General features: G+C 55.5%; 19 protein-coding genes and 2 pseudogenes. 8 read left to right on the plus strand and 13 right to left on the minus strand.

Going from position 1 to position 19986, the window contains the following annotated elements:
- Positions 1 to 25 precede the first annotated feature (25 nt).
- Positions 26 to 853 carry an arsenite methyltransferase gene (locus P1S59_03320; protein ID MDF1525289.1) on the plus strand — a complete coding sequence of 276 codons (828 nt, stop codon included), beginning with the start codon at positions 26 to 28 and terminating at the stop codon, positions 851 to 853.
- 25 nt (positions 854 to 878) lie between these two features.
- Here the strand turns inward: P1S59_03320 and P1S59_03325 are convergent, their stop codons facing one another.
- The 3 genes from P1S59_03325 to P1S59_03335 all read right to left on the minus strand — a co-directional run bounded on the left by P1S59_03325 (position 879) and on the right by P1S59_03335 (position 3133).
- The gene (locus P1S59_03325; GenBank protein ID MDF1525290.1) at positions 879 to 2423 is read right to left on the minus strand and encodes an AMP-binding protein; all 1545 of its coding nucleotides are present in this window, start codon (positions 2421 to 2423) and stop codon (positions 879 to 881) included.
- A gap of 175 nt (positions 2424 to 2598) precedes the next feature.
- Positions 2599 to 2775: a hypothetical protein gene (locus tag P1S59_03330; GenBank protein MDF1525291.1), complete on the minus strand. Its 177-nt coding sequence runs from the start codon at positions 2773 to 2775 to the stop codon at positions 2599 to 2601.
- 43 nt (positions 2776 to 2818) lie between these two features.
- Positions 2819 to 3133: a hypothetical protein gene (locus tag P1S59_03335; protein MDF1525292.1), complete on the minus strand. Its 315-nt coding sequence runs from the start codon at positions 3131 to 3133 to the stop codon at positions 2819 to 2821.
- A gap of 614 nt (positions 3134 to 3747) precedes the next feature.
- On the opposite strand from P1S59_03335, the gene P1S59_03340 reads away from it, so the two are divergent.
- The 4 genes from P1S59_03340 (at position 3748) to P1S59_03355 (ending at position 7954) form a co-directional block, all read left to right on the plus strand.
- Complete coding sequence (locus P1S59_03340) at positions 3748 to 4767, plus strand: amino acid ABC transporter substrate-binding protein (GenBank protein ID MDF1525293.1); 1020 nt, start codon at positions 3748 to 3750, stop codon at positions 4765 to 4767.
- A 106-nt stretch (positions 4768 to 4873) separates the two neighbouring features.
- Positions 4874 to 6067 (plus strand): ABC transporter permease subunit, encoded by a 1194-nt coding sequence (locus P1S59_03345; protein ID MDF1525294.1) that lies wholly within the window; start codon positions 4874 to 4876, stop codon positions 6065 to 6067.
- A gap of 4 nt (positions 6068 to 6071) precedes the next feature.
- Positions 6072 to 7163 carry an amino acid ABC transporter permease gene (locus P1S59_03350; protein ID MDF1525295.1) on the plus strand — a complete coding sequence of 364 codons (1092 nt, stop codon included), beginning with the start codon at positions 6072 to 6074 and terminating at the stop codon, positions 7161 to 7163.
- 20 nt (positions 7164 to 7183) lie between these two features.
- Positions 7184 to 7954 carry an amino acid ABC transporter ATP-binding protein gene (locus tag P1S59_03355; protein ID MDF1525296.1) on the plus strand — a complete coding sequence of 257 codons (771 nt, stop codon included), beginning with the start codon at positions 7184 to 7186 and terminating at the stop codon, positions 7952 to 7954.
- Between the two features lie 210 nt (positions 7955 to 8164).
- Here P1S59_03355 and P1S59_03360 read toward each other — a convergent pair whose 3' ends face one another.
- The 4 genes from P1S59_03360 to P1S59_03375 all read right to left on the minus strand — a co-directional run bounded on the left by P1S59_03360 (position 8165) and on the right by P1S59_03375 (position 12614).
- Positions 8165 to 8644 carry an asparaginase domain-containing protein gene (locus P1S59_03360; GenBank protein MDF1525297.1) on the minus strand — a complete coding sequence of 160 codons (480 nt, stop codon included), beginning with the start codon at positions 8642 to 8644 and terminating at the stop codon, positions 8165 to 8167.
- A gap of 434 nt (positions 8645 to 9078) precedes the next feature.
- Positions 9079 to 10041, minus strand: coding sequence for an EamA family transporter RarD (rarD, locus tag P1S59_03365; GenBank protein ID MDF1525298.1), 963 nt, complete (start codon positions 10039 to 10041; stop codon positions 9079 to 9081).
- A 391-nt stretch (positions 10042 to 10432) separates the two neighbouring features.
- Positions 10433 to 11506 (minus strand): MBL fold metallo-hydrolase, encoded by a 1074-nt coding sequence (locus P1S59_03370; GenBank protein MDF1525299.1) that lies wholly within the window; start codon positions 11504 to 11506, stop codon positions 10433 to 10435.
- A gap of 124 nt (positions 11507 to 11630) precedes the next feature.
- Positions 11631 to 12614, minus strand: coding sequence for an NADPH:quinone oxidoreductase family protein (locus tag P1S59_03375; protein ID MDF1525300.1), 984 nt, complete (start codon positions 12612 to 12614; stop codon positions 11631 to 11633).
- 193 nt (positions 12615 to 12807) lie between these two features.
- On the opposite strand from P1S59_03375, the gene P1S59_03380 reads away from it, so the two are divergent.
- The gene (locus P1S59_03380) at positions 12808 to 12897 is read left to right on the plus strand and encodes a hypothetical protein (GenBank protein MDF1525301.1); all 90 of its coding nucleotides are present in this window, start codon (positions 12808 to 12810) and stop codon (positions 12895 to 12897) included.
- Here the strand turns inward: P1S59_03380 and P1S59_03385 are convergent.
- Together P1S59_03385 and P1S59_03390 are read right to left on the minus strand one after the other, a co-directional pair.
- Positions 12870 to 13016 carry a hypothetical protein gene (locus P1S59_03385; GenBank protein ID MDF1525302.1) on the minus strand — a complete coding sequence of 49 codons (147 nt, stop codon included), beginning with the start codon at positions 13014 to 13016 and terminating at the stop codon, positions 12870 to 12872. The two genes, P1S59_03380 and P1S59_03385, sit on opposite strands and share 28 nt — an antisense overlap.
- 232 nt (positions 13017 to 13248) lie before the next feature.
- Positions 13249 to 13683 carry a hypothetical protein gene (locus tag P1S59_03390; GenBank protein ID MDF1525303.1) on the minus strand — a complete coding sequence of 145 codons (435 nt, stop codon included), beginning with the start codon at positions 13681 to 13683 and terminating at the stop codon, positions 13249 to 13251.
- Between the two features lie 563 nt (positions 13684 to 14246).
- Here P1S59_03390 and P1S59_03395 point away from each other — a divergent pair.
- Positions 14247 to 15020, plus strand: a pseudogene (locus P1S59_03395) (SLC13 family permease).
- A 210-nt stretch (positions 15021 to 15230) separates the two neighbouring features.
- Here the strand turns inward: P1S59_03395 and proX are convergent.
- From proX to proV, 3 genes are read right to left on the minus strand one after another with little or no spacing between them, the layout of a single operon-like run.
- Complete coding sequence (gene proX / locus P1S59_03400) at positions 15231 to 16250, minus strand: glycine betaine/L-proline ABC transporter substrate-binding protein ProX (protein MDF1525304.1); 1020 nt, start codon at positions 16248 to 16250, stop codon at positions 15231 to 15233.
- A 49-nt stretch (positions 16251 to 16299) separates the two neighbouring features.
- Positions 16300 to 17139 carry a proline/glycine betaine ABC transporter permease gene (locus P1S59_03405; GenBank protein ID MDF1525305.1) on the minus strand — a complete coding sequence of 280 codons (840 nt, stop codon included), beginning with the start codon at positions 17137 to 17139 and terminating at the stop codon, positions 16300 to 16302.
- A 3-nt stretch (positions 17140 to 17142) separates the two neighbouring features.
- The gene (gene proV, locus P1S59_03410) at positions 17143 to 18381 is read right to left on the minus strand and encodes a glycine betaine/L-proline ABC transporter ATP-binding protein ProV (GenBank protein MDF1525306.1); all 1239 of its coding nucleotides are present in this window, start codon (positions 18379 to 18381) and stop codon (positions 17143 to 17145) included.
- A gap of 675 nt (positions 18382 to 19056) precedes the next feature.
- On the opposite strand from proV, the pseudogene P1S59_03415 reads away from it, so the two are divergent.
- Positions 19057 to 19521 (plus strand): annotated as a pseudogene (locus P1S59_03415) (transposase).
- Between the two features lie 7 nt (positions 19522 to 19528).
- Here P1S59_03415 and P1S59_03420 read toward each other — a convergent pair.
- Positions 19529 to 19986, minus strand: a 458-nt coding sequence (locus tag P1S59_03420; protein MDF1525307.1) for an IS21 family transposase, incomplete at its 5' end; no start/stop codon positions are given.

Below are 19986 nucleotides of genomic sequence, written 5' to 3' on the forward strand. Positions count from 1 at the left end.
AGCAATATGAAAGGGAGGTACGGTCATGGGAAAGGGAAAGGCAGAAAACAGCAAGGAATCCATCAGGCAGCACGTGAGTGAGCGCTACGGTAAGATCGCCCAGGGAAGCGGCACGTGCTGCACCCCGGACGTCTCGTGCTGTGGCGACGGCACCGTGACAGGGACAAGCGGGACTGCACCTGAGGGGATCTCCGAAATCATGGGATATGCGACCCATGAGCTCTCCCGGCTTCCTGAAGGAGCCGACATGGGCCTTGGGTGCGGCAACCCGGTGGCCATCGCCTCCCTCCAGGAGGGGCAGACCGTCCTCGACCTTGGCAGTGGTGGCGGCATCGATTGTTTTCTGGCCGCGAAGAAGGTGGGGAAGACAGGACGCGTCATCGGTGTGGATATGACCCCCGACATGGTATCAAAGGCCAGGGCAAACGCTGAAAAGATGGGAGCGGGGAACGTGGAGTTCAGGCTCGGAGAGATCGAGCATCTGCCCGTGGCCGATGGATCGGTTGATGTCATCATGTCCAACTGCGTTATCAACCTCTCACCGGAAAAGGAGGCCGTATTCCGGGAAGCGCACCGTGTCCTGAAGGCGGGGGGACGCCTGGCCATCTCCGACATCCTCACGGTTAGTGACCTGCCGGAGGAACTAAGGAGCGATCTGGAACTCATCGGTGCATGCATCGGAGGCGCGTCAACGGTTGACGAGACGAGGCATTTGCTCGAAGAGGCCGGTTTCGAGGATGTGACGATCACTCCCACGGACCGGAGCCGGACACTCGTTGAAAGGTGGGGCTCAAAAATGGCCGTCGCTGACGCGGTGATCTCGGCGACTATTGAGGCGGTGAAGAGGGTGTAAAAGTCTGGGGTCCTGGGTCTAGGGTCTAGGGTCTTGGGTCCCCATGAATGAACAACCCCTTGATCTCTTCGTTGAGCACCTTTCCCATGGTGTTTCTGGGCAGTTCCCGAAGGAAAAGGATATCCTTGGGGCATTTCCAGTCGTGGAGATGCTGCTTGCAATAAGCCCGGATCTCATCTTCACTCAGCTTCCCTCCCTCGCTGACGACCACCGCTACGACGACTTTTTCGCCCCACTGCTCATCAGGCACACCCACGACGGCGGACTCCGCGACACCTTCAAGTTTGTTGATGATCCCCTGGATCTCCCTGGGTGAGATGTTCTCACCGCCGGAGATGATAATGTGCTTCAGGCGGTCAGTGATATAAAAGTACCCGTCCTCGTCCACCTTCCCCAGGTCCCCCGAACGGAACCAGCCGTCCACAAACGCCTCGGCTGTCTCCCCGGGCTTGCGCCAGTACCCGGGTGTAATGGACGGCCCCATGAGCCACAGCTCACCTTCCTGGCCCTGATCCGCATCCCGGAAGGTCTCCGGATCCACGATCCTCGCTTTGAGCCCGGGGAGGGGCAGACCGATGGAACCCGGCTTTTTAACTCCCCGGTACGGGTTGGAAAAGTTCATTCCCGTCTCAGACATACCCTCCCGCTCCACAGGTTCTCTGCCGAATGTGCGCTTGATCCTTTTAAAGTCGTTTACGGGAAGGGGCGCGGAACCCGATGTCCAGAGCCGGACATGCTCAAAATCGAGTTTATCGTCTCCGATCCAGTCCATCAGCTTGACATACATCTGGGGAACCGCCATGAACACGGAACAGGCACGACCTTCCTCTTTCCTTGCGAGGTGATCCACGACACCACCGGCCGAGAACCTGTCCGGCATGATCACCCGGGACCCGGTCATGAAGGCCGCGTGCAGGGCAAAGCAAAGGCCGTGAACATGGAAGAGGGGTAGAGCGTGGCACAGGACGTCCGATGCGTTGATCTCCCATATATCAATAATGTTCCGGGCGTCGTGGACCAAGTTACCGTGGGTCAGGACAGCTCCCTTGGGCATGCCGGTAGTTCCCGATGTGTAGATGATGAGCGCGGGATCCTCCGGCAGGAGGGCAATTCCGGGATCCTTTTCAGAGGCAGTTCTGAACAGATCCAGTTCCTGGTACGGCCTTTCGGTATCGACGGCCAGTGTCCGCGCCTTAGGATCGACAGTCCTGACCGTGGCCTCCTGAAAGGTTCCGCACAGGACCAGGCCAGCGTCAGAGTCCTGCAGCAGATAGTCCATCTCCGAATCCTTAAAGCCCGGGTTCAGGGGGACCGCGATGGCGCCCATCTTCAGCAGTGCAAGATACGCTGCGAGGAAAATGAGTGATTTGTCGAGGTAGAGGATGACCCGGTCACCGGGAGCGATACCCATGCCCAGGAAACTGTTGGCGATCCGGTTGGAATCCTCTTCGAGATCCCGGAAGGAAACTTCCGTTTCCAGTGTATCACCCCTGTAGAAACTGATCGCCTTATTCTCGCCCTGGTCGGAAAAGCTCCTCCCGAAGCACCGGTTCAGAGTCTCAAATGCCATGTTTCTCTCCCGTCGAGTGAAGCCTTCAGCTTTGCGTCCTGTTCGCCAGCCACAAAGCCCGGTCATCCTGGGAACGCATCTTACCTTTCAAGGTTCCTGCTTTCCCCAAAAACAGAACCTGTAACCCTGTGATGCGATCTCATGATTGGCCGGGACTTTTGAAAACGACCTGCTTTTAACCTTTGACTTTAAACCCTATGTCAAAAACCTGGTGGCAGGAAGGGCAAATGAAAAGCCACTTCATGGAATCATCTCCATTCTTGAACATGCTATGGAAACCGTCCTTGTAACCACACTCGGAACAGACTTTAAATTCCACACCAGCGTCCACCTGATGTATTTTGTAATCCATATGCCTGGCCTCCAGATGCGCTTTAATAAGATCAAAAAAGAGCTCAAAACTTCTTCATGCGCGCCCGAATCCGGAAGAAGATCCACAGGCCTGAGGACGCAATCCATATCAGACCCAGTCCGAGCAGTGCGTGGTAGAGTGCTCCAAGCTTCCCTCTACCGTAGTGCACACCGACAGCCACCCAATCCCGGAATTGCACCAGTGGAGACGCTTCCGGCAGGAGCCGGCCAGCCATTGTGTGAAGCCCGGCCAGCCATTCGAAACTCAGGAAAAAACCACTTAAGGCCTGGATTAATACCAGGGGGGCGATACATGCCCCGATATTACGATGCCACTTCCGCAGCGTGGGTTCTTTCATGGGCTTTTATCCTTTCGCTCTTCGCGTTATCTGAAGGATTAACGGGGCCAGACCTGGAAACTGTCAATTCCTGACGTTCCTGAGCCTATTGCAAAATTCCCGCCCTGCCCCCAATAATTCAATGCCGCCCTGGCACCTTGGTTCCCTGAGAGCTAAACTTAAGTTTGACAATGACAAACGGCTGCCCTAATCTTAAATTAACAAACACTGTTCTATTAGGCTCGTTTGCCAATCTTCCTTAAATATGCCAAACCGCAGCAAATAGATCATGGGGCTGTTCTGTATAACCTGGTCGGAGGTTTTTAAAAGTTGTTTTAAAATAGACTAAACTTGATAGAGTCGCAAAAAGTTCAATCCGGAACTTTTCGCTCCAAGGAAAGGGAAAAGCGTCGTTTTCCCTTTCCTTGCAAATCAATGACTTACGGAGTGAGTCATTGATTTGGGCGCCCCGCGCGGGGCGCATTGATGACTTTTTGCGAAGTCATCAAACTTGGATCCCTGGACCGGACCCCACCTCACCGGAGGTTGCCAGAGAACCGCATGGATTATTTTACGGGAGGTTTTGTTTATGGTGGGTCCAAACTTCCCAAGCATATTTAAAGGAGGATACAAAGATGAAACCGGTCAAACTGCTGTCCATTGTTATTAGCCTGTTGCTGCTGTCGTGCAGCCTCGCCTATGCCGGCAAGGATCTCGATGCCGTGCGCAAGAAAGGCTTTATCCAGGCCGGCGTCAACGGCGGCGTCTTCGGCTTCGGCATGCCGGACGCAAAGGGGATCTGGAAAGGGCTGGACGTTGACACCGCCCGCGCCGTCGCAGCGGCGATTTTTGGCGACGCCAGCAAGGTCAAGTTCACCCCGCTGACCGCTCAGCAGCGCTTCACCGCCCTGCAGACCGGCGAGATCGACCTGCTGACCCGCAACGCCACCCGCACCCTGGGCCGCGAAACCGATCTTGGCCTGAACTTCGTGCAGGTCAACTACTACGACGGTCAGGGCTTCATGGTGCCGAAAAAACTCGGTGTGAAGAGTGCCAGGGAGCTCGACGGTGCGACCGTCTGTGTCCTCCCCGGCACCACCACCGAGCAGAACGTCGCCGACTACTTCCGCTACAACAAGATGCAGTGGAAACCGGTGGTCATCGAGTCGACCACCGAGTTGGCCAAGACCTTCTTCGCCGGCCGCTGCGATGTGTTGACCTCGGATGCCTCCCAGCTGGCCGGCACCCGCGCCGTGGCCCCGAACCCGAAGGATTACGCCATCCTGCCGGAGATCATCTCCAAGGAGCCGCTGGCCCCGGTCGTACGCCACGGTGACGACCAGTACCGCGATATCGTCGACTTCACCGTGCTGGCCCTGATCAACGCTGAAGAGCTCGGCATCACCTCGAAGAACGTCGACGAGAAGCTCAAGAGCCAGGACCCCGTCGTCATGCGTTTCCTCGGCGTCACCCCGGGCAACGGCAAGGCCCTCGGCCTGGACGAGAAATGGGCCTACAACATCATCAAGCAGGTCGGCAACTACGGCGAGATCTTTGAGCGCAACGTCGGCCCGAACACCACCCTCGGCCTTGAGCGCGGCCTTAATGCCCTGTGGACCAATGGCGGCCTGATGTATTCCCCGCCCTTCAAGTAAGCGCTGTATAACAACCGGGTGAGGTGCCGACACAGGCATATCACCTTTTTCCTTTCGCTGCGCCCTTCGGCGCCACGGCCTAGCCTCAGAAACGAAGTAAAGCAACATGAGTAAAGCTGCCAGTCCAGACGCAGATCTCATGCCGAGTACCGTGCCGTTCTGGCGCGATCCGGAGAAGCGGGCGATGGTCTTTCAGATTGTCGCCCTGCTGCTGGTCTTTGGCATCGGCTACATCCTTTTTTCCAACACCCAGGCCAACCTGAAGCGCCAGTCCATCGCCACCGGTTTCGGTTTTCTGCAGACCGAATCCGGCTTCGAAATTGGCGAGTCGTTGATCGAATACTCGGCCGCCGACACCTACGGCAAGGCCCTGCTGGCCGGAGCCCTGAACACCCTCAAGGTGTCGTTCATCGGTATCATCCTGACGATTATTCTGGGGGTGTTCATCGGTATTGCCCGGCTTTCGCACAACTGGCTGGTGTCGCGGCTGGCGGCGGGTTTCATCGAGGTGATGCAGAACATCCCGGTGTTGCTGCAGCTGTTCTTCTGGTACGCGATCTTTTACGAATCTTTTCCATCGCCGGGCCAGGCACTTAACCCGCTGCCCGGAATTTTCCTATGCAACCGCGGGCTGATACTGGCGGTTCCCGCGAGCCACTCCGCCCACCTGCCGATGCTGGTCGCCCTGTTTGTCGCACTGGCACTCTGGTGGCTGCTGGCCCGCTGGGCAAAGAGGCGTCAGCACCTGACCGGCAAGAGCTTTCCGGTGGTGCGCGGCGGCTTGAGCCTCTGCCTGCTGCTGCCGGCGCTGGTCTGGCTGGCCTTCGGTGCCCCGACAGCACTCGACGTGCCGGTGCTGCGCGGTTTCAATTTCCAGGGCGGGCTGTCTGTCACCCCGGAGTTCAGCGCCCTGTTGCTCGGGCTTGTGCTCTACACTTCGGCCTTTGTCGCTGAGATCGTCCGCGCCGGCATCCAGTCGGTCACCCGCGGGCAGATCGAGGCAGCCATGTCCATCGGCCTGCGCCAGGGACAGGTGCTGTACCAGGTGGTGATGCCGCAGGCGCTGCGGGTGATCATCCCGCCTTTGACCAGCCAGATGCTCAACCTGATCAAGAACAGTTCGCTGGCCATCGCCATCGGCTTCGCCGATTTCGTCTCAGTTGCCAACACCACCATCAATCAGACCGGCCAGGCGATCGAAGGGGTGGCGCTGATCATGTTGGTCTACCTCTGCTTCAGCCTTTCGACCTCGTTGTTCATGAACTTGTACAACAAGAAAATGGCCCTGGTGGAGAGGTGAGAGGATGAGACAACCCAACTCCACAACAACCAGAGAATACCTGAAGCCGCCGGTCACCGAGGTCGGTGTGCTCGGCTGGATCCGCCAGAACCTGTTTAACGGCTGGTTCAACTCTCTGCTCACCCTGCTCGCCCTCTACGGACTCTACCTGACCGTTCCGCCCCTGTTCAAGTGGGCCTTCGTCGACAGCCTCTGGTTAAGCAGCGCAGACGCCTGCCGTGATATCGAAGGGGCCTGCTGGTCGATCATTCCGGCCAACGCCCGCTTCATTTTCTTCGGCTTTTTCCCCGAGGACCAGCATTGGCGTCCGTTCACGGCGATGATCCTGCTGTTCGCCCTGGTCTTCTATACGCAGAACCGCAGAAGCTGGAACCGCGCGCTGTTCCCGATCTGGACCATCGGACTAGTGGTGATGGGCTGGCTGATGCACGGCGGGCTGGGTCTGCCGGTGGTCGAGGCGGCACAGTGGAGCGGCCTGCCGCTGACCCTGATGTTGTCGCTGTTCGGCATGGTCGGCGCTTACCCCCTCGGCATCCTGTTGGCGCTTGGCCGCCGCTCGAAGCTGCCGGCGATCAAGTCGCTGTGCGTGCTCTACATAGAGCTGATCCGCGGCGTGCCGTTGATCTCGATGCTGTTCATGTCATCGATCATGTTCCCGCTCTTTCTCCCGGAAGGGGTCAACATCGACAAGGTGCTTCGCGCCCAGGTGGCGATCATCCTCTTTACCGCCGCCTACATCGCCGAGGTGGTCCGCGGCGGGCTGCAGGCGATCCCCAAAGGGCAGTACGAGGCGGCCGACTCTCTCGGCCTCAACTACGGCCAGGCAATGGGTAAGGTCATCCTTCCCCAGGCGCTGAAGATCGTCATTCCGCCGAGTGTCGGCATCCTCATCTCGGCCTTCAAGGACACCTCGCTGGTGGTCATCATCGCCCTCTACGATGTGCTCAAGACGACCAAGGTTACTCTCTCGAACCCGAAATGGATGGGTTCCTCCACCGAGGCCTACCTTTTTCTGGCGGTGCTTTACTTCATCTTCTGTTACGCTATGTCGAGCTACAGCCGCACACTTGAAAAAACTCTGGATACCGGCCACTGATTTTTAAGACGAGACAACCTATGACTGACAAAAGGATCAAGCAAACCCCATCGACCACCGACCGACCGATCATCGAGATCGTCGACATGCACAAATGGTACGGTGAGTTCCACGTCCTGGCCGACATCAACTTGCAGGTGCAGGAGAAGGAGCGGATCGTCATTTGCGGCCCCTCGGGCTCCGGCAAATCAACCTTGATCCGCTGCATCAACCGCCTTGAGGAGCATCAGCGAGGCCGGATAATCGTTGACGGCATCGAGTTGACTAAAGACATCAAGAACATCGAGAAGGTGCGCGCCGAGGTGGGCATGGTGTTCCAGCATTTCAACCTCTTTCCCCACCTGACCATCCTTGATAACCTGACCCTGGGGCCCATCTGGGTGCGCAAAACGCCGAAGAAGGAGGCCGAAGAGACGGCGATGATGTACCTGGAGAAGGTCAAGATCCCCGAGCAGGCGAAGAAATACCCGGGACAACTCTCCGGGGGCCAGCAGCAGCGCGTCGCCATCGCCCGGAGCCTCTGCATGAGCCCGCGGGTGATGCTGTTCGACGAGGTCACCAGCGCCCTCGACCCGGAAATGATCAAGGAGGTCCTCGACGTAATGATCGACCTCGCCGAGGAGGGGATGACCATGCTGGTGGTGACCCACGAAATGGGCTTCGCCAAGAGCGTCGCCGACCGGGTGCTGTTCATGGACGAAGGGCAGATCATCGAGCAGAACAAACCGCACGATTTCTTCGACAACCCGCAGCAGGAGCGGACCAAGCTGTTCCTGAGCCAGATTCTTTAACTAAAAAAGGTTAAAGGCAAAAGGTAAAAGGAGAAAGGGGGATGGACCAGGTCCCAAGAGATAAGTGCCAAGAGATAAGAAGAAACCGATCACTTATCACTTAGTACATTGTACTAAGCACTATTATTTTCTTTTTTCCCTTATCCTTTAACCTTTCCCCTTCAAAACTTTTAACACCAGGAAACGATCCCAAGGTTTCATACGAAGCTTTCAGAGCTCTTCAAAACGGTTCAGCTCCACATTTTTTCGCAACCTGAGCGGATCGAAGATTCGCCCGTTCATGGCAATATAGACACCCGGCGGCAAGGTCTGCGCGGCGGTGATGGCGCTGGCGACATTGAAAATGGCATCGGTACTGCGAAAGCGGGCCGGCTGCATGGCGCCGGTCAGCACGATGGTCTTCCCGGCGATCCCCTGCAGACGCCTGCCTGTTTCGATCATGGTATCGGTCCCATGGGTGACGACGATCCCTTCGGCATCGCTGGCTTCGATCGCATCGCGGATCTGTTGCCGGTCGTCGTTGGTCATCTCCAGGCTGTCCTTGCGCAGCAGCGAAGTCACCCGGAAGTCAAGCGTCAGGTTGGCATCATGCAGCAGTTCGGTAATCTGCGGACCGCCGACTTCATAATCGCTCTTTTCGTCAAAGTAGACCTTGTCGATAGTGCCGCCGGTGGTGAAGATATCGATCATCCCGGATTCTCCTGTTTCTTTTATGTTATCTGGTTATCTACTTCGCTCAAGTAGCCGGTGTCAGAGCAAAGACTAGTATAAGTATTAGTAGCAGTAGTAGGAAGGGCTAGCCCGGACTATTCACGAGGTTCTTTTCCGTTCCGGCGGCGTTGCTGAGTCGTTCGCTTGTGCGGAATACTAAAGTATGCCTCCGCGCTCACTCCACAGTCGCCTTGCCGGAACGAAAAATTCCTCTCCTGACTATGTCCGCTCAACCCCGCCTAATTCATGATGCTTATAGCGCCATTCCCATTTATCTTTAATTGCCACACAGTTAGCTGACATCTCATTTGCATCATGAATAATGCGGGATAGTAGTAGTAACAGTTAAGGCACCATTGGTTTTACTACTACTCCTACTGCTACTAGTTAGTCCCGTCTGATCCCATCAGTTCTCAAATTTCGAATCCCTCCGGTTCCTCAACGGCCCCCGTTGCGAAGGGAATGGAGCGCATGGTGTTTAAAGAATCGTAGGAGTAAAGCAGCAGCCCGGCCCATATAAAACCGAAGCTCACCAGGTGGGCAGGGGTGAACGGTTCACCGTAAAGGAATACTGCCAGGAGAAAGTATACCGTGGGAAAGATGTACTGCATAAAGCCAAGGGTAGACAGACGAAGGTGTTGCAGGGCCGCGGCGTGGAAGAGCAGGGGCGTGACGGTCACCGCTCCAGCCAGGACGAGGAGTGCGTCCATCCCCGGAACCCCGGACAGGAAAACCATCTCGCCTCGAACCATGACAAAGCCTGAAAACGCCAGGGCCAGCGGGCTTATGAGGAGCATCTGTACCGTTAACCCGGTCACCGCAGGGACCCTGACAGTCTTTCGGACCAGGCCGTAAAAAGCGAAGGTCACTGCCAGGATCAGGGATTCCATGGGCAGGCGGCCGACCATGACCGCCTGCAGAACAACCCCTGCCACCGCCAGGGCAACGCTGAGCGTCTGCCGGACCGAAAGCTTTTCCCGCAGGAACACGAAACCCAGGAAAATGCTGACCAGGGGGGTGATGTAGTACCCGAGGCTGGCCTCCAGGACCCTGTCGTCGGCCACCGCCTTGATAAAAACGAGCCAGCCGCTAGACAGGGACAAGGTGGCGGCAAAGAGGATGGCAACCGATCGGCCGTTGGTGATAATGGCGGAGAACTCTTTGATCCTCCCGGTGATGATCACGAAGGCAAGGAGGAGCACCGACGACCAGATGATCCGGTGGACCAACACCTCGGACGCGGGCACGGATGCCACCGCCTTGAAATATATGGGGAAGGCGCCCCATACGAGGTATGCAGTCAGCCCCTGGATCACACCGAGCCGTTTGCGGGATGCCTTCGTGGCAGCGGCCGTGGTCGTTGTAGAGGGTTTCATGAGGTGGTCTTAAGCGTCATGGTCAATATCCCGAGAATCTGGTATCAGAGCACTTTGGCAACATCTATGCAAACACTCATGCCTGGGACGTCCTCTGAGAGTCATTCAAACAGTATTACCCTACCACCTGGTCTGCAGGACCAAAAATAGATCATTCCGTTTCAACCAACGACAGGTCACACGCATATTCTTTCAGGCACTGAAGGAAACCCATGAAAAGTATAACTTTCTCAGAAACACGGTTTCAAAGGATCGGTTTGTCTGATGCCAAAAAAATCGGGTATTTAAAGGCTGCATTTCACTGATTCTTATCCTCTAGTTCTCCCAAATCACCTTGTCTGAGTCGACACAAAAGAAAGGACGCTGATTCAGCACTCTCAAAATACTTCAATCACCCAAAATCAGGACATTTCCCCCTCACGGTCTCTGACACAGGGGTTTGCAAGTTTTTTTTAAAGTTCCTGCCTTCACCGAAGGCAGGGATAATGAAGTCCTCTGGCACTACGCCATGCTCTCGCAGTGCCTTTGCCATGTCCTTTTCGTGGGCGTCCAGGGTCTGCTCGGGGTGCTCCAGGAGGGTCGAGAAGTGTATGCCTACGCTTTTTTCGACGCGAAGTTCCTTGTGGACCAGAACGGCGTCGTCGGGGTTCATGTGTTGGCTCTTCATGAACCACCGCTTTTCGTAGCTGCCGATAGGCAGGACGGCCAGGGTAAAGGTGTCGAACCGCTCGGAGATCCCGCCAAGAAAGCTCCCGTAGGCAGTGTCGCCGAAGAAGAGTATCCGTTTGCCTCCGCATTCCAGGATATAGCCTCCCCAAAGCGTGCGGTTGGTGTCCAGAAGTCCCCTGCCCGACTGATGGCGTGCCGGTACGAAGGTCACCCGTACCCCGCCTGCCAATTCGCGCTCGTCCCACCAGTCCAGCTCGACGACTTTCGCTGGGTCGATAAAGCCAAGGCGCTTCTTGACACCCAGGCCCACCAACACGAGCGGCTTGTGGCGCTGCCAGAGTGCTTCCATGGTGGGCAGGTCCAGGTGGTCGTAGTGGTCGTGGCTTATCAATACCAGGTCGATGGGCGGAAGGTCCTCAACCGCTACGCCGGGCTTGCGTACCCACTTTGAGCCCAGCAAGGAGAAGGGCCCGGCGCGGTCGGACCAGAAGGGATCGGTCAGGATATTCAGACCTTCCAGTTGGACGAGGACGGTTGACTGGTTGACGTAGGTGAGGCGCAGCCCGCCCGCTCCGACCCGCTCGGGTGGCGGTGGCTGCGCAGAGTCGTCCACCCACTCGGGCCACCGCACCTCTTCCATCTCCCACAACCATTTAAGGTGGTCGGTGAAAGTATTTGCATCCTCCTCGTTGAAGAACACGGTGCCGTCGAAGTGATCCGAGACAGGGCCGCTATGATAGGCGCACGCCGTCAACAACATCAAGGTGCAAAGCAGGATCAGGTTTTCTTTCCCCAAGTTTTATTCCTGTACCCGGTGTCAGAGCAATTTGTTCGAGTAAAAAGTAAAAGGATTTAACCTACTTGTTACCTTTCACTTGTTCCTTGTTACTGCTCTCCCCCCACGGTTACCGTTACTTTTTTCAAGGATTTACATGGATCAGGGTTTTTCCAACGCCCTCCCTGTTTTCCACCCAGAGGTGGGCCTGGTCGGCCCTTTCCAGAGAGAACCTCTCACCGATAACTGTTTCAACCTTCCCGGTGACAAGCAGATCAAGCACAGATTTTACGGTGGAGGCAACGGTTGCGGGGCGATTTTTCCTGATATGTCCGAAACTGAACCCGACCAGGGTGCGGTTGAAGGGATGCAGTAATTCAGAGGATACGATGCCGTAGCCGCCTGAAGAGATGCCAAAGGTCACGAGACGCCCGAAGGGTGCCAGGCATTTAAGTGATTCGGCCAGGGTTGTACCTCCCGCCGAGTTCAGGATGACGTCCACCCCCCGGCCGTCGGTGATCTCATTGACACGGGAGGCGATTTCTCCCTGGGTCCGGTCCAGTGCGACATCAGCTCCCAGCCCCTTGACCAACCGGGCACGGGCCATGTTTCCTACTACGGCGATGATGGTGGCTGCTCCCAACACCCTGGCCATCTGGATGGCATATGTTCCCACACCGCCTGCAGCGCCGTATACAAGAACGCTTTCGCCGGTTCTCAGACGGCCAGCTTCAGTGAGGAGCTGGTAGGCGGTGCAGCCGGCGACTGGAAAACCGGCAGCGGTCGAATCGTCCAGCTCATCGGGTATGGGAAAGGTAAGGGCCTCCCTGGTTACTGCAATTTCACAGTAACTACCGGCGTGGGGAAAGGCGATGACCCTGTTACCGGTTTTAAACCCTTGGACACCGGAACCTTTATTGATCACTGATCCCACCAGATCAAGACCCGGCACGAAAGGAGGTACCCTTGGGGAATGAAATCCCCCGTTCCGTGCGAGGATGTCAGCGAAGTTGACGCTGGTGGTATGAACCCGTATGAGGATCTCATCAGGTCCGGGCTGAGGGTCTGCCAGGGTGGTGTACTCGAGAACCTCAGGTCCTCCGTAACGCGCCGCGACGACAGCTTTCATTGCCTGCTCCTTTTCCCTTTTATACCCTGACCCTGGTGACGGAAAGATCCTGCACGGTGTCAGAGCACCTTGGCAACGTTTATTTATTATACCTGCTCGCAATTAGAGATTGCCAAATTCCTGGGATTAGACTAATCGAGCTTGTGGGGTCAGGAAAGAAGGGTCCGGAACGGGGCTGGCCATCGTCAAGCGAATCGTCACGCAGGTTAATGGTAAAATCTGGGTGAGATCGACCCCAGGTTCCGGGGCGACATTCTACTTTACTCTCCCGACATCGCTGTAGATCCTCCATCCTTTCAGGAAGGATGGGCTGAGAACCAGGAGGATAAAGGACAGGCCCGGTGATGAACCTGGATCTGCCTGCGGTAGTGTATGGAACCTGTCAAATCCCTGTCCAGACATAGCTGCCTTCCTGAACCTCACCGGGTTTGGGGTCCTGAGATCACCCATCATGGGCGAATACAGGTGGATGGACAGCAGGAAAACCGGCACACAATCAAGCAGGCCGGGACCTCCAGTCTGTCCCCGGATAGATGAGGTTATTCTACGATGCCAGAAAGGGGGTTGTAAAGGTGGGTCAGAGGGCAGTTCCGGACCTGCCCCCAATTATTTCAATAATTTCCTGCACTTGCTCTTATCCCTTACCCTTCTTCTTCCTGTTGCCTTTGCTCTTATCTGTACTGTAATAAATATCGCTGCCATCTTTTAAAGCATGGAACTCTTTCGACCCCGGTTTTATACCCAGGCTTTTTGCCAGCACTCCCCAACCTTTGCTCTTTTCGGTTTTATATTTATTTAATACGTAGTCTGCAGGTTTCGATGATATTTCTCCCAATCGCAGCACCATGTAAGCATCAGCAGGACTGTCAACATTTCCAAGCACGACTTTGACCTGTGCATTCCCGATATTGAATCGAGTGGACAGTTGCGCTCTAAAGCCGTCGCGGTCAGCTTCAGCCTTGATGTTGAAATCCTTTGTCCAGTCGAAATCCCCTGCTGCAGCAACCGAGGCAGACAGGACCAATGCCAAAATGACCAGCAGCGAATGCGTAATTTTTCGTATTTTCATAAAAACCTCCTGGTTGAAAAGCTGTCCCGTTTAAAAATCAGTTCCTGGTGCGTAAGGCCTGGTGCCTGGTCCAGGTACATGGAACCAGGTGCCAGGCACTGACTTTTCGTTTCCCCGACCTGGACTCACAGGTCTGTGTCAAGCGAGGCAACGAAGCTATAAACTGCAAAATCGATACCATACCGCATGGCGTGTAACACACTGTAAATACTATTTTTTTTGTGGGCCTGATCATGGCGTGGTTAAATTGGCAACGTTCGTCAACGGATTATGTCAAAAATTGTCAGTTCGCAGCTAACTCTTTACGGAAACTATCGGGACGTATCCGGATATTTTACCAGATGCTAAAAGGCAAATTACGACTCCAGGATAGATCCCCGATTACGCCCTTCGCCAGGCTCCAGACAGGCACCGGCAGCTCACTGGCAGCCCGCTTCCCCCAGCCAGGTGAAGTAGTGGGAAACTTTGGATTTTAGATATTAGTTTTTCAGATCAATAAAACCTGAGTATATGGGGTCCGACCCCACGGTTTTTCTACGGCAATGGAGGTACACTTGCTCACCCGTCGCAGCGTGACCCTGCCCGGCATCTCACGCAAGGGGCAGCGGATTCGCGAACAGGTGCGCAAAGCGCCGATCAAAGCCGGAGATGTTCTGCTGCTGCTCGGTCCCGAGGAACAACTTCCCGATGTGGTGGACTGGCTCGGCTGTCTGCCGTTGGCTGAACGTGGTTTGGAAATCATCCAGCGGAGCAAAGCGTGGGCGGCCGTGGTCATCTTTGCCATCGCGATTATTGCCGCCAGCATAGGCTTGGTCTACCTGCCACTGGCGCTGGCCGCAGTTGTGGTCACCTACACCGCGCTGCGCATCGTTTTCTTATTCCAAATTTACGATTCGGTGGAGTGGCCGGTCATTGTGCTGCTCGGCTCGATGATCCCGATCGGTGCCGCGCTTGAGGCAAGTGGCGGAACGACCCTTGTGGCCAAGACCAGCGTCGACTGGACGGCAGGCCTACCGACCGTCGCGGTCCTGACCATCCTGATGATAGTCACCATGACCCTCTCAGATATACTGAACAATGTGGCGACAGCGCTGATCGCCGCCCCTATCGGGGTCCATATAGCCAACCGACTTAACGCCAATCCGGATGCATTTCTGATGGCGGTTGCCGTGGCCGCGTCCTGCGCTTTTCTGACTCCCATCGGCCATAAGAACAACACCATTATCATGGGTCCTGGCGACTACAAATTCAGCGACTACTGGCGAATGGGGCTGCCCTTGGAGATCCTGGTAGTGCTGGTGGGTATCCCGATGACTCTCCTTGTCTGGCCTCTGTGAACCCTGGCCTGATTTTGTAGCGGCGAGTGGCGATTTCCTGCAGATACCGCGAGTCAGCATACTTCTACCGGCGATGTATGCTTCTCAAAACAATCTTTTGGTACCGAAAACAAGGGCCCCGGGTATTGATCCCGGGGCCCTTTATAAAGGCGTAATGCTTTTGTTCAGCTTCCCGTCAGGTAAACGGTTTACCTGGAAGCGTTGCTGCCGTTATTTAGCAGCATCCCGTGCCTCTTTGAGCCACGAGTCCCACTGGTCCTGATTGGCCTTGATCCAGGCCGCGGCGTGACGCGCGATGTCTGCCTGGGATTTCTCCCCGTCCTCCATCTTCGTGTTCTGCGCGTTGATGTCGCCCAGCGGCAGCTCGAAGAGCTCGAAGAACTTTCTGGCAGCAGGGTTTTTGTCAAGGAATTCCTTGTTGGCCACGACCTGGATGTCGCTGACAACAAAACCGGCCTTGAGCGGATCGGTCACGGCGCCTTCGATGCCGCTGACGGTCATCCTGTCTTTACCCGCTGCCTGTGATTCGAGCGGGTTGATCTCGGGTACGTTGATCCACATGACGTCTTTTCCGGGCTTGAGCTTTCCGATGGTCCAGTTCGGGGCCCAGGTGTAGAAGAAGACCGGCTCACCTGCGCCGTGGCGCGCCAGCGCATCAGCCATGCTGGCCGAGTACCCGGCCGTGATCCGATTGATGTGGTCGTCCAGGTCGTAAACGTCAAAATGATGGGTGATCACCTTTTCGCAGCCCCAGCCGGGGGGGCAGGCGGTGAGATCGGCTTTGCCGTCACCGTTGGAATCGAACGCCTTCTTGACCTCGGGGCGCTTGAAATCGTCCAGGGACTTGATGTCGAACTTTTCCACCATTTTCTTTGACACCAGGTAGCCCTGGAGGCCTCCCGCTTTGACAATGTAACCAAGGACCTCGACCCTGCCCTCTGAACCTTTGGGCATCTGGCTGGTGTGGTTCGGGAACCATCCGTTGGTCCAGTAATCCACGTCACCGAGCATTACCGACTGGTAAAAGAGGGGGTTTTGTAGCTCCATGGGCTTGTTGACCTCGTATCCGAGCTCCTTAAGACCAGCACTGACGATGGCCTCCTGGAAATAGCCCGTGTTCCAGGTGGCCCTGGCGGGCTGGACTTCGATCCCTTTTCCGGGCAAGCTGTCGGCTGCGAAGGCCGGCATTGCCATGACACATATTGCTAATACAACGATCAATTTCTTCATTTTTCCTCCTTCTGTTTTTTATTGCGCCTTTAATGAAGCTGATAACAGGTTATTGCCTGGCGAAACCCTGGGTTATCCTGTCCAGGACCATCGCCAGCAGGACAATGGTCAGGCCGCCTATGGTGGCGAGCCCGATCTCCAGGGTGTTCAGGCCCTGAACCACCGGGTTTCCGAGGCCGCCGGCGCCGATGAGGGCGGCGATGACAACCATGGACAGGGCCATCATGAGAGTCTGGTTAAGTCCTGCCATGATGGACGGCAGCGCCAGTGGGAACTGGACCCGGCTCAGGACCTGCCAGGGCGTTGCACCGAACGAAAGGGCGGCCTCCACCAACTCGGGATGAACCTGCCGGATGCCCAGGCTGGTGAGGCGAACGATGGGCGGCAGGGCAAAAACGATGGTGGCCAGGATACCTGAGACGGTACCGATGCTGAACAGCATCACCACCGGAACCAGGTACACGAAGGCCGGGGTCGTCTGCATGGCGTCGAGCATCGGGCGTAAAACTATTTCGAAACGGTCGCTGCGGCCGGCCATGATCCCGAGGGGGATCCCGGCCAGGGCGCAGAAAAAGACCGCGCTGATCACCATGGCTAAAGTGGTCATGGTCTCCCCCCACAACCCCAGGGAGCCGGCCAGGAAGAAGGTGACAACGGTAAAAACGGTCACCCTCTTGCCGGCGAAACGCCAGGCGGCAACGGCAAAGATGATGATCACCACCACCGGGGGTAGAAAGTTAAAAACCCACTCAAACCCCTTGAGAGACCACTCGATGGGAGCTTTTATTGTCTGGAAGACATCCCGGTAGTTGAGGACCAGCCAATCGACGAAAGCCTGGACCCACTCGTCGAGGGGTAGGATCTTCTCTTTAAAATTAAGGAAATTCATGGGCTATTTCTCCCCTTGGTCGTTGGTCTCGATCTCTTCGTGATCGTCCGGCCGGGTACGCTGGAGGGTACGCAGGAAAAGGTTCTTCGAGACCGCTCCCACATACTTGCCGCTTTCATCGAGTATGGGTAACGGCCAGAGGTTGCGGGCGACCTCGGGCAGGATATCCTGCATGGAGTCGGAAACGCCACCTGTCACGCTGCCCTCGATATAGGCTTCCGAGATCAAGTGCTCTTCTCCCGGCTTGTCGATGAGTGCACGAAGGGAATCGGTTGAAACAACACCTTTGAACTTCTTCTCGATGTCCACCACATAACCGTACTCCCGGTCGTTTTTGATCAGCCGCTGCAAAGCCACCCTTGGGTTCTTTCCGTCGGTAACGGGAATGGTAACCTGCTGGTCGCTGGCGATGTCGCCAGCCGTGAGGATGTTCGTGGGGTCCACTCCTCTGAAGAAGGCCCGGACGTAATCATCGGCCGGGTTCTGGAGGATCTCTTCAGGGGTGCCTACCTGAACGACACGGCCGCCTTCCATGATGGCAATCCGGTCACCGATACGCATCGCCTCGTCGAGGTCGTGGGAGATGAAAACAATGGTTCTTTTTTCCTTTGCCTGCAGCTTGAGCAGCTCATCCTGCATTTCGGTGCGGATAAGCGGATCGAGTGCGGAAAAGGCTTCATCCATCAGCAGGATATGGGGATCCACCGCCAACCCCCGCGCCAGTCCAACCCTTTGTTTCATGCCCCCTGAAAGTTCGTCCGGCCTGCTGTCGGCCCACGATTCAAGACCCACCTGCTCCAATACCTCGAGGGCGCGTTTGTCACGGACATTTCGCTCAACGCCGTCCAGTTCCAGGCCAAATGCGGCATTTTGAAGGACTGTCAGGTGCGGCATGAGAGCGAAAGACTGGAACACCATGCTGAGTTTGTCCCGTCGGAGCTTTACAAGCTGTTCGTCACTCATCGCGGTAATATCTTCCCCCTCGATCATAACTTTTCCCGACGTAGGCTTTATCAACCGGTTGAGCATGCGCACCAGGGTTGACTTGCCGCTTCCTGAAAGCCCCATCACCACCATGATCTCATCTTCTTCGATGCTGAAGGTGGCATCGGCCACACCCACTGTGTGGCCTGTTTTTTTCAGTATTTCTTCCTTGCTGATCCCCTCCCGGATCATCTTCAGGGCTTTTTCCGGCTTTGGCCCGAAAATCTTGTAGAGGTTCTGGATCTCGATCTTGGACATATCAGCTCTCCCTGCTCGATAAGAGCTATCAAAGAACGCACTTGTCCCTCGACATAGGGGACCGTTTAAGCTTCACACCGGGATCGATGGGGAAAGCTCAGATCTGGTCCCGATCTGCTAGATGTGTTCTCTGGTCGCGGATGGCGTTGCTACTGCAGATGGCGTTGCTAATTTAGAGCGGATCGATAATTTTCCCAAAATATTGTTTGTCTCCCGGCTAGAGTTAACCCTGCGGTTTAAGGCATTTTATTATCATTTCAGACGAATGAGTCACCCAGGTAAATTCGCCGATCGCTGTTAATACTATAACATTCCAGGTAAAATTACAAAACAGAGCCTCTTCCAACATGAAATGAGTCTGAAGCAAGCCTCGTGTTTCTAACATGAGAGGAGTCTGAACAACAGGTCTGAAAACGTTCATGATGAAAGGATGAAAATTATCATGAATGTCAAACACCTCCAGACCCTTCAACAGGTCACCGACTTTCTGCATGGCAGCAGTGCCTTTGAACCGGCTCCTGCAACGCAGGGAGAACGCTACCAATGGATAGATCAGACCCTGCGACACTTCCGCTATGATAGCCGTACTAAGGCAGAGAAAGGTCTGCTGATCGTCTACCTGTGTCGCATCAGCGGTTATTCACGACAGCAGATCACTCGTCTGATTCGACGCTGGGCATCCGAGCAGACCAGGCTATTACACTGGTCACCTATAAATCCAAGAAGGGCTACCCGGAACCGTTGCGCCGGGTCAGCTACGTTGATAAAGAACGAAACAAACGATTGGTGTTTCTCACCAACAATTTTGAGATCGCGGCACCAACGGTTGCCGCAATCTACAAGCAGCGCTGGCAGGTGGAACTATTCTTCAAATGGATCAAACAGCATCTGCGAATCAAAGCGTTCCTGGGAACCTCGACCAACGCCGTCAAAAGCCAGATCTGGGTTGCCTTGTGCGTCTATCTGCTCGTAGCGATAAACAAGAAACGGCTTCAAGTTCCATGCACGCTCTACACTTTTCTACAGATTCTGGAGGTCAACTTGTTCGAGAAAAAGCTTATTTCTCAGCTAGTTACGGACGCGCTCAAACAGGTTCCAGACCTACCAGAGCGTAACCAGTTGAATTTGTTCAACTATTAACCGGACACTACTGATCTACGCTCTCAAAATCAGATGAACCACGCATCAGTAAATACTGTTTCATGCGACGCTTCAGCGCACCGTGAAGCGACTCCACATCACCATTTTCGTGTGGGGCATTGACCTGGATCGTATGCGGCCGCATACCAAAATGACCCATCACATCCAGGTAATCCTTGTTGAAGGACCGACGGTGGCCGTCCTCCTTGGAAGGATTATGCGTAGCCGCACTGCTGTGATCGGTCCAGTGTTCCAGCGGAACGTGTCCCAGCCGGAATAGTGCCGCCTGAATACCGGTTCGTAGTGCCAGGAGGCTCTCGCTGTGGCAAATCGTTGCCCATTCCCAGTTCGAACAGGTCAACACGCAGTGACAAAGCAAATGAGGGAAAGGTTTGCAGTGGACCCCAATGTCAAGACCACTTTCCTTTGAACTTAAGGTGTATCCTCTCCGTGTAAGAGGCGGAG

The organism is bacterium (assembly GCA_029210965.1).
Classification (GTDB): domain Bacteria; phylum BMS3Abin14; class BMS3Abin14; order BMS3Abin14; family BMS3Abin14; genus JALHUC01.

Coding starts and splice junctions, on each gene's coding strand:
- P1S59_03320 (MDF1525289.1), top strand. CDS start 26: ATGGGAAAGGGAAAGGCAGAAAACAGCAAGGAATCCATCAGGCAGCAC.
- P1S59_03325 (MDF1525290.1), bottom strand. CDS start 2,423: ATGGCATTTGAGACTCTGAACCGGTGCTTCGGGAGGAGCTTTTCCGAC.
- P1S59_03330 (MDF1525291.1), bottom strand. CDS start 2,775: ATGGATTACAAAATACATCAGGTGGACGCTGGTGTGGAATTTAAAGTC.
- P1S59_03335 (MDF1525292.1), bottom strand. CDS start 3,133: ATGAAAGAACCCACGCTGCGGAAGTGGCATCGTAATATCGGGGCATGT.
- P1S59_03340 (MDF1525293.1), top strand. CDS start 3,748: ATGAAACCGGTCAAACTGCTGTCCATTGTTATTAGCCTGTTGCTGCTG.
- P1S59_03345 (MDF1525294.1), top strand. CDS start 4,874: ATGAGTAAAGCTGCCAGTCCAGACGCAGATCTCATGCCGAGTACCGTG.
- P1S59_03350 (MDF1525295.1), top strand. CDS start 6,072: ATGAGACAACCCAACTCCACAACAACCAGAGAATACCTGAAGCCGCCG.
- P1S59_03355 (MDF1525296.1), top strand. CDS start 7,184: ATGACTGACAAAAGGATCAAGCAAACCCCATCGACCACCGACCGACCG.
- P1S59_03360 (MDF1525297.1), bottom strand. CDS start 8,644: ATGATCGATATCTTCACCACCGGCGGCACTATCGACAAGGTCTACTTT.
- rarD (MDF1525298.1), bottom strand. CDS start 10,041: ATGAAACCCTCTACAACGACCACGGCCGCTGCCACGAAGGCATCCCGC.
- P1S59_03375 (MDF1525300.1), bottom strand. CDS start 12,614: ATGAAAGCTGTCGTCGCGGCGCGTTACGGAGGACCTGAGGTTCTCGAG.
- P1S59_03385 (MDF1525302.1), bottom strand. CDS start 13,016: ATGTCTGGACAGGGATTTGACAGGTTCCATACACTACCGCAGGCAGAT.
- P1S59_03390 (MDF1525303.1), bottom strand. CDS start 13,683: ATGAAAATACGAAAAATTACGCATTCGCTGCTGGTCATTTTGGCATTG.
- proX (MDF1525304.1), bottom strand. CDS start 16,250: ATGAAGAAATTGATCGTTGTATTAGCAATATGTGTCATGGCAATGCCG.
- P1S59_03405 (MDF1525305.1), bottom strand. CDS start 17,139: ATGAATTTCCTTAATTTTAAAGAGAAGATCCTACCCCTCGACGAGTGG.
- proV (MDF1525306.1), bottom strand. CDS start 18,381: ATGTCCAAGATCGAGATCCAGAACCTCTACAAGATTTTCGGGCCAAAG.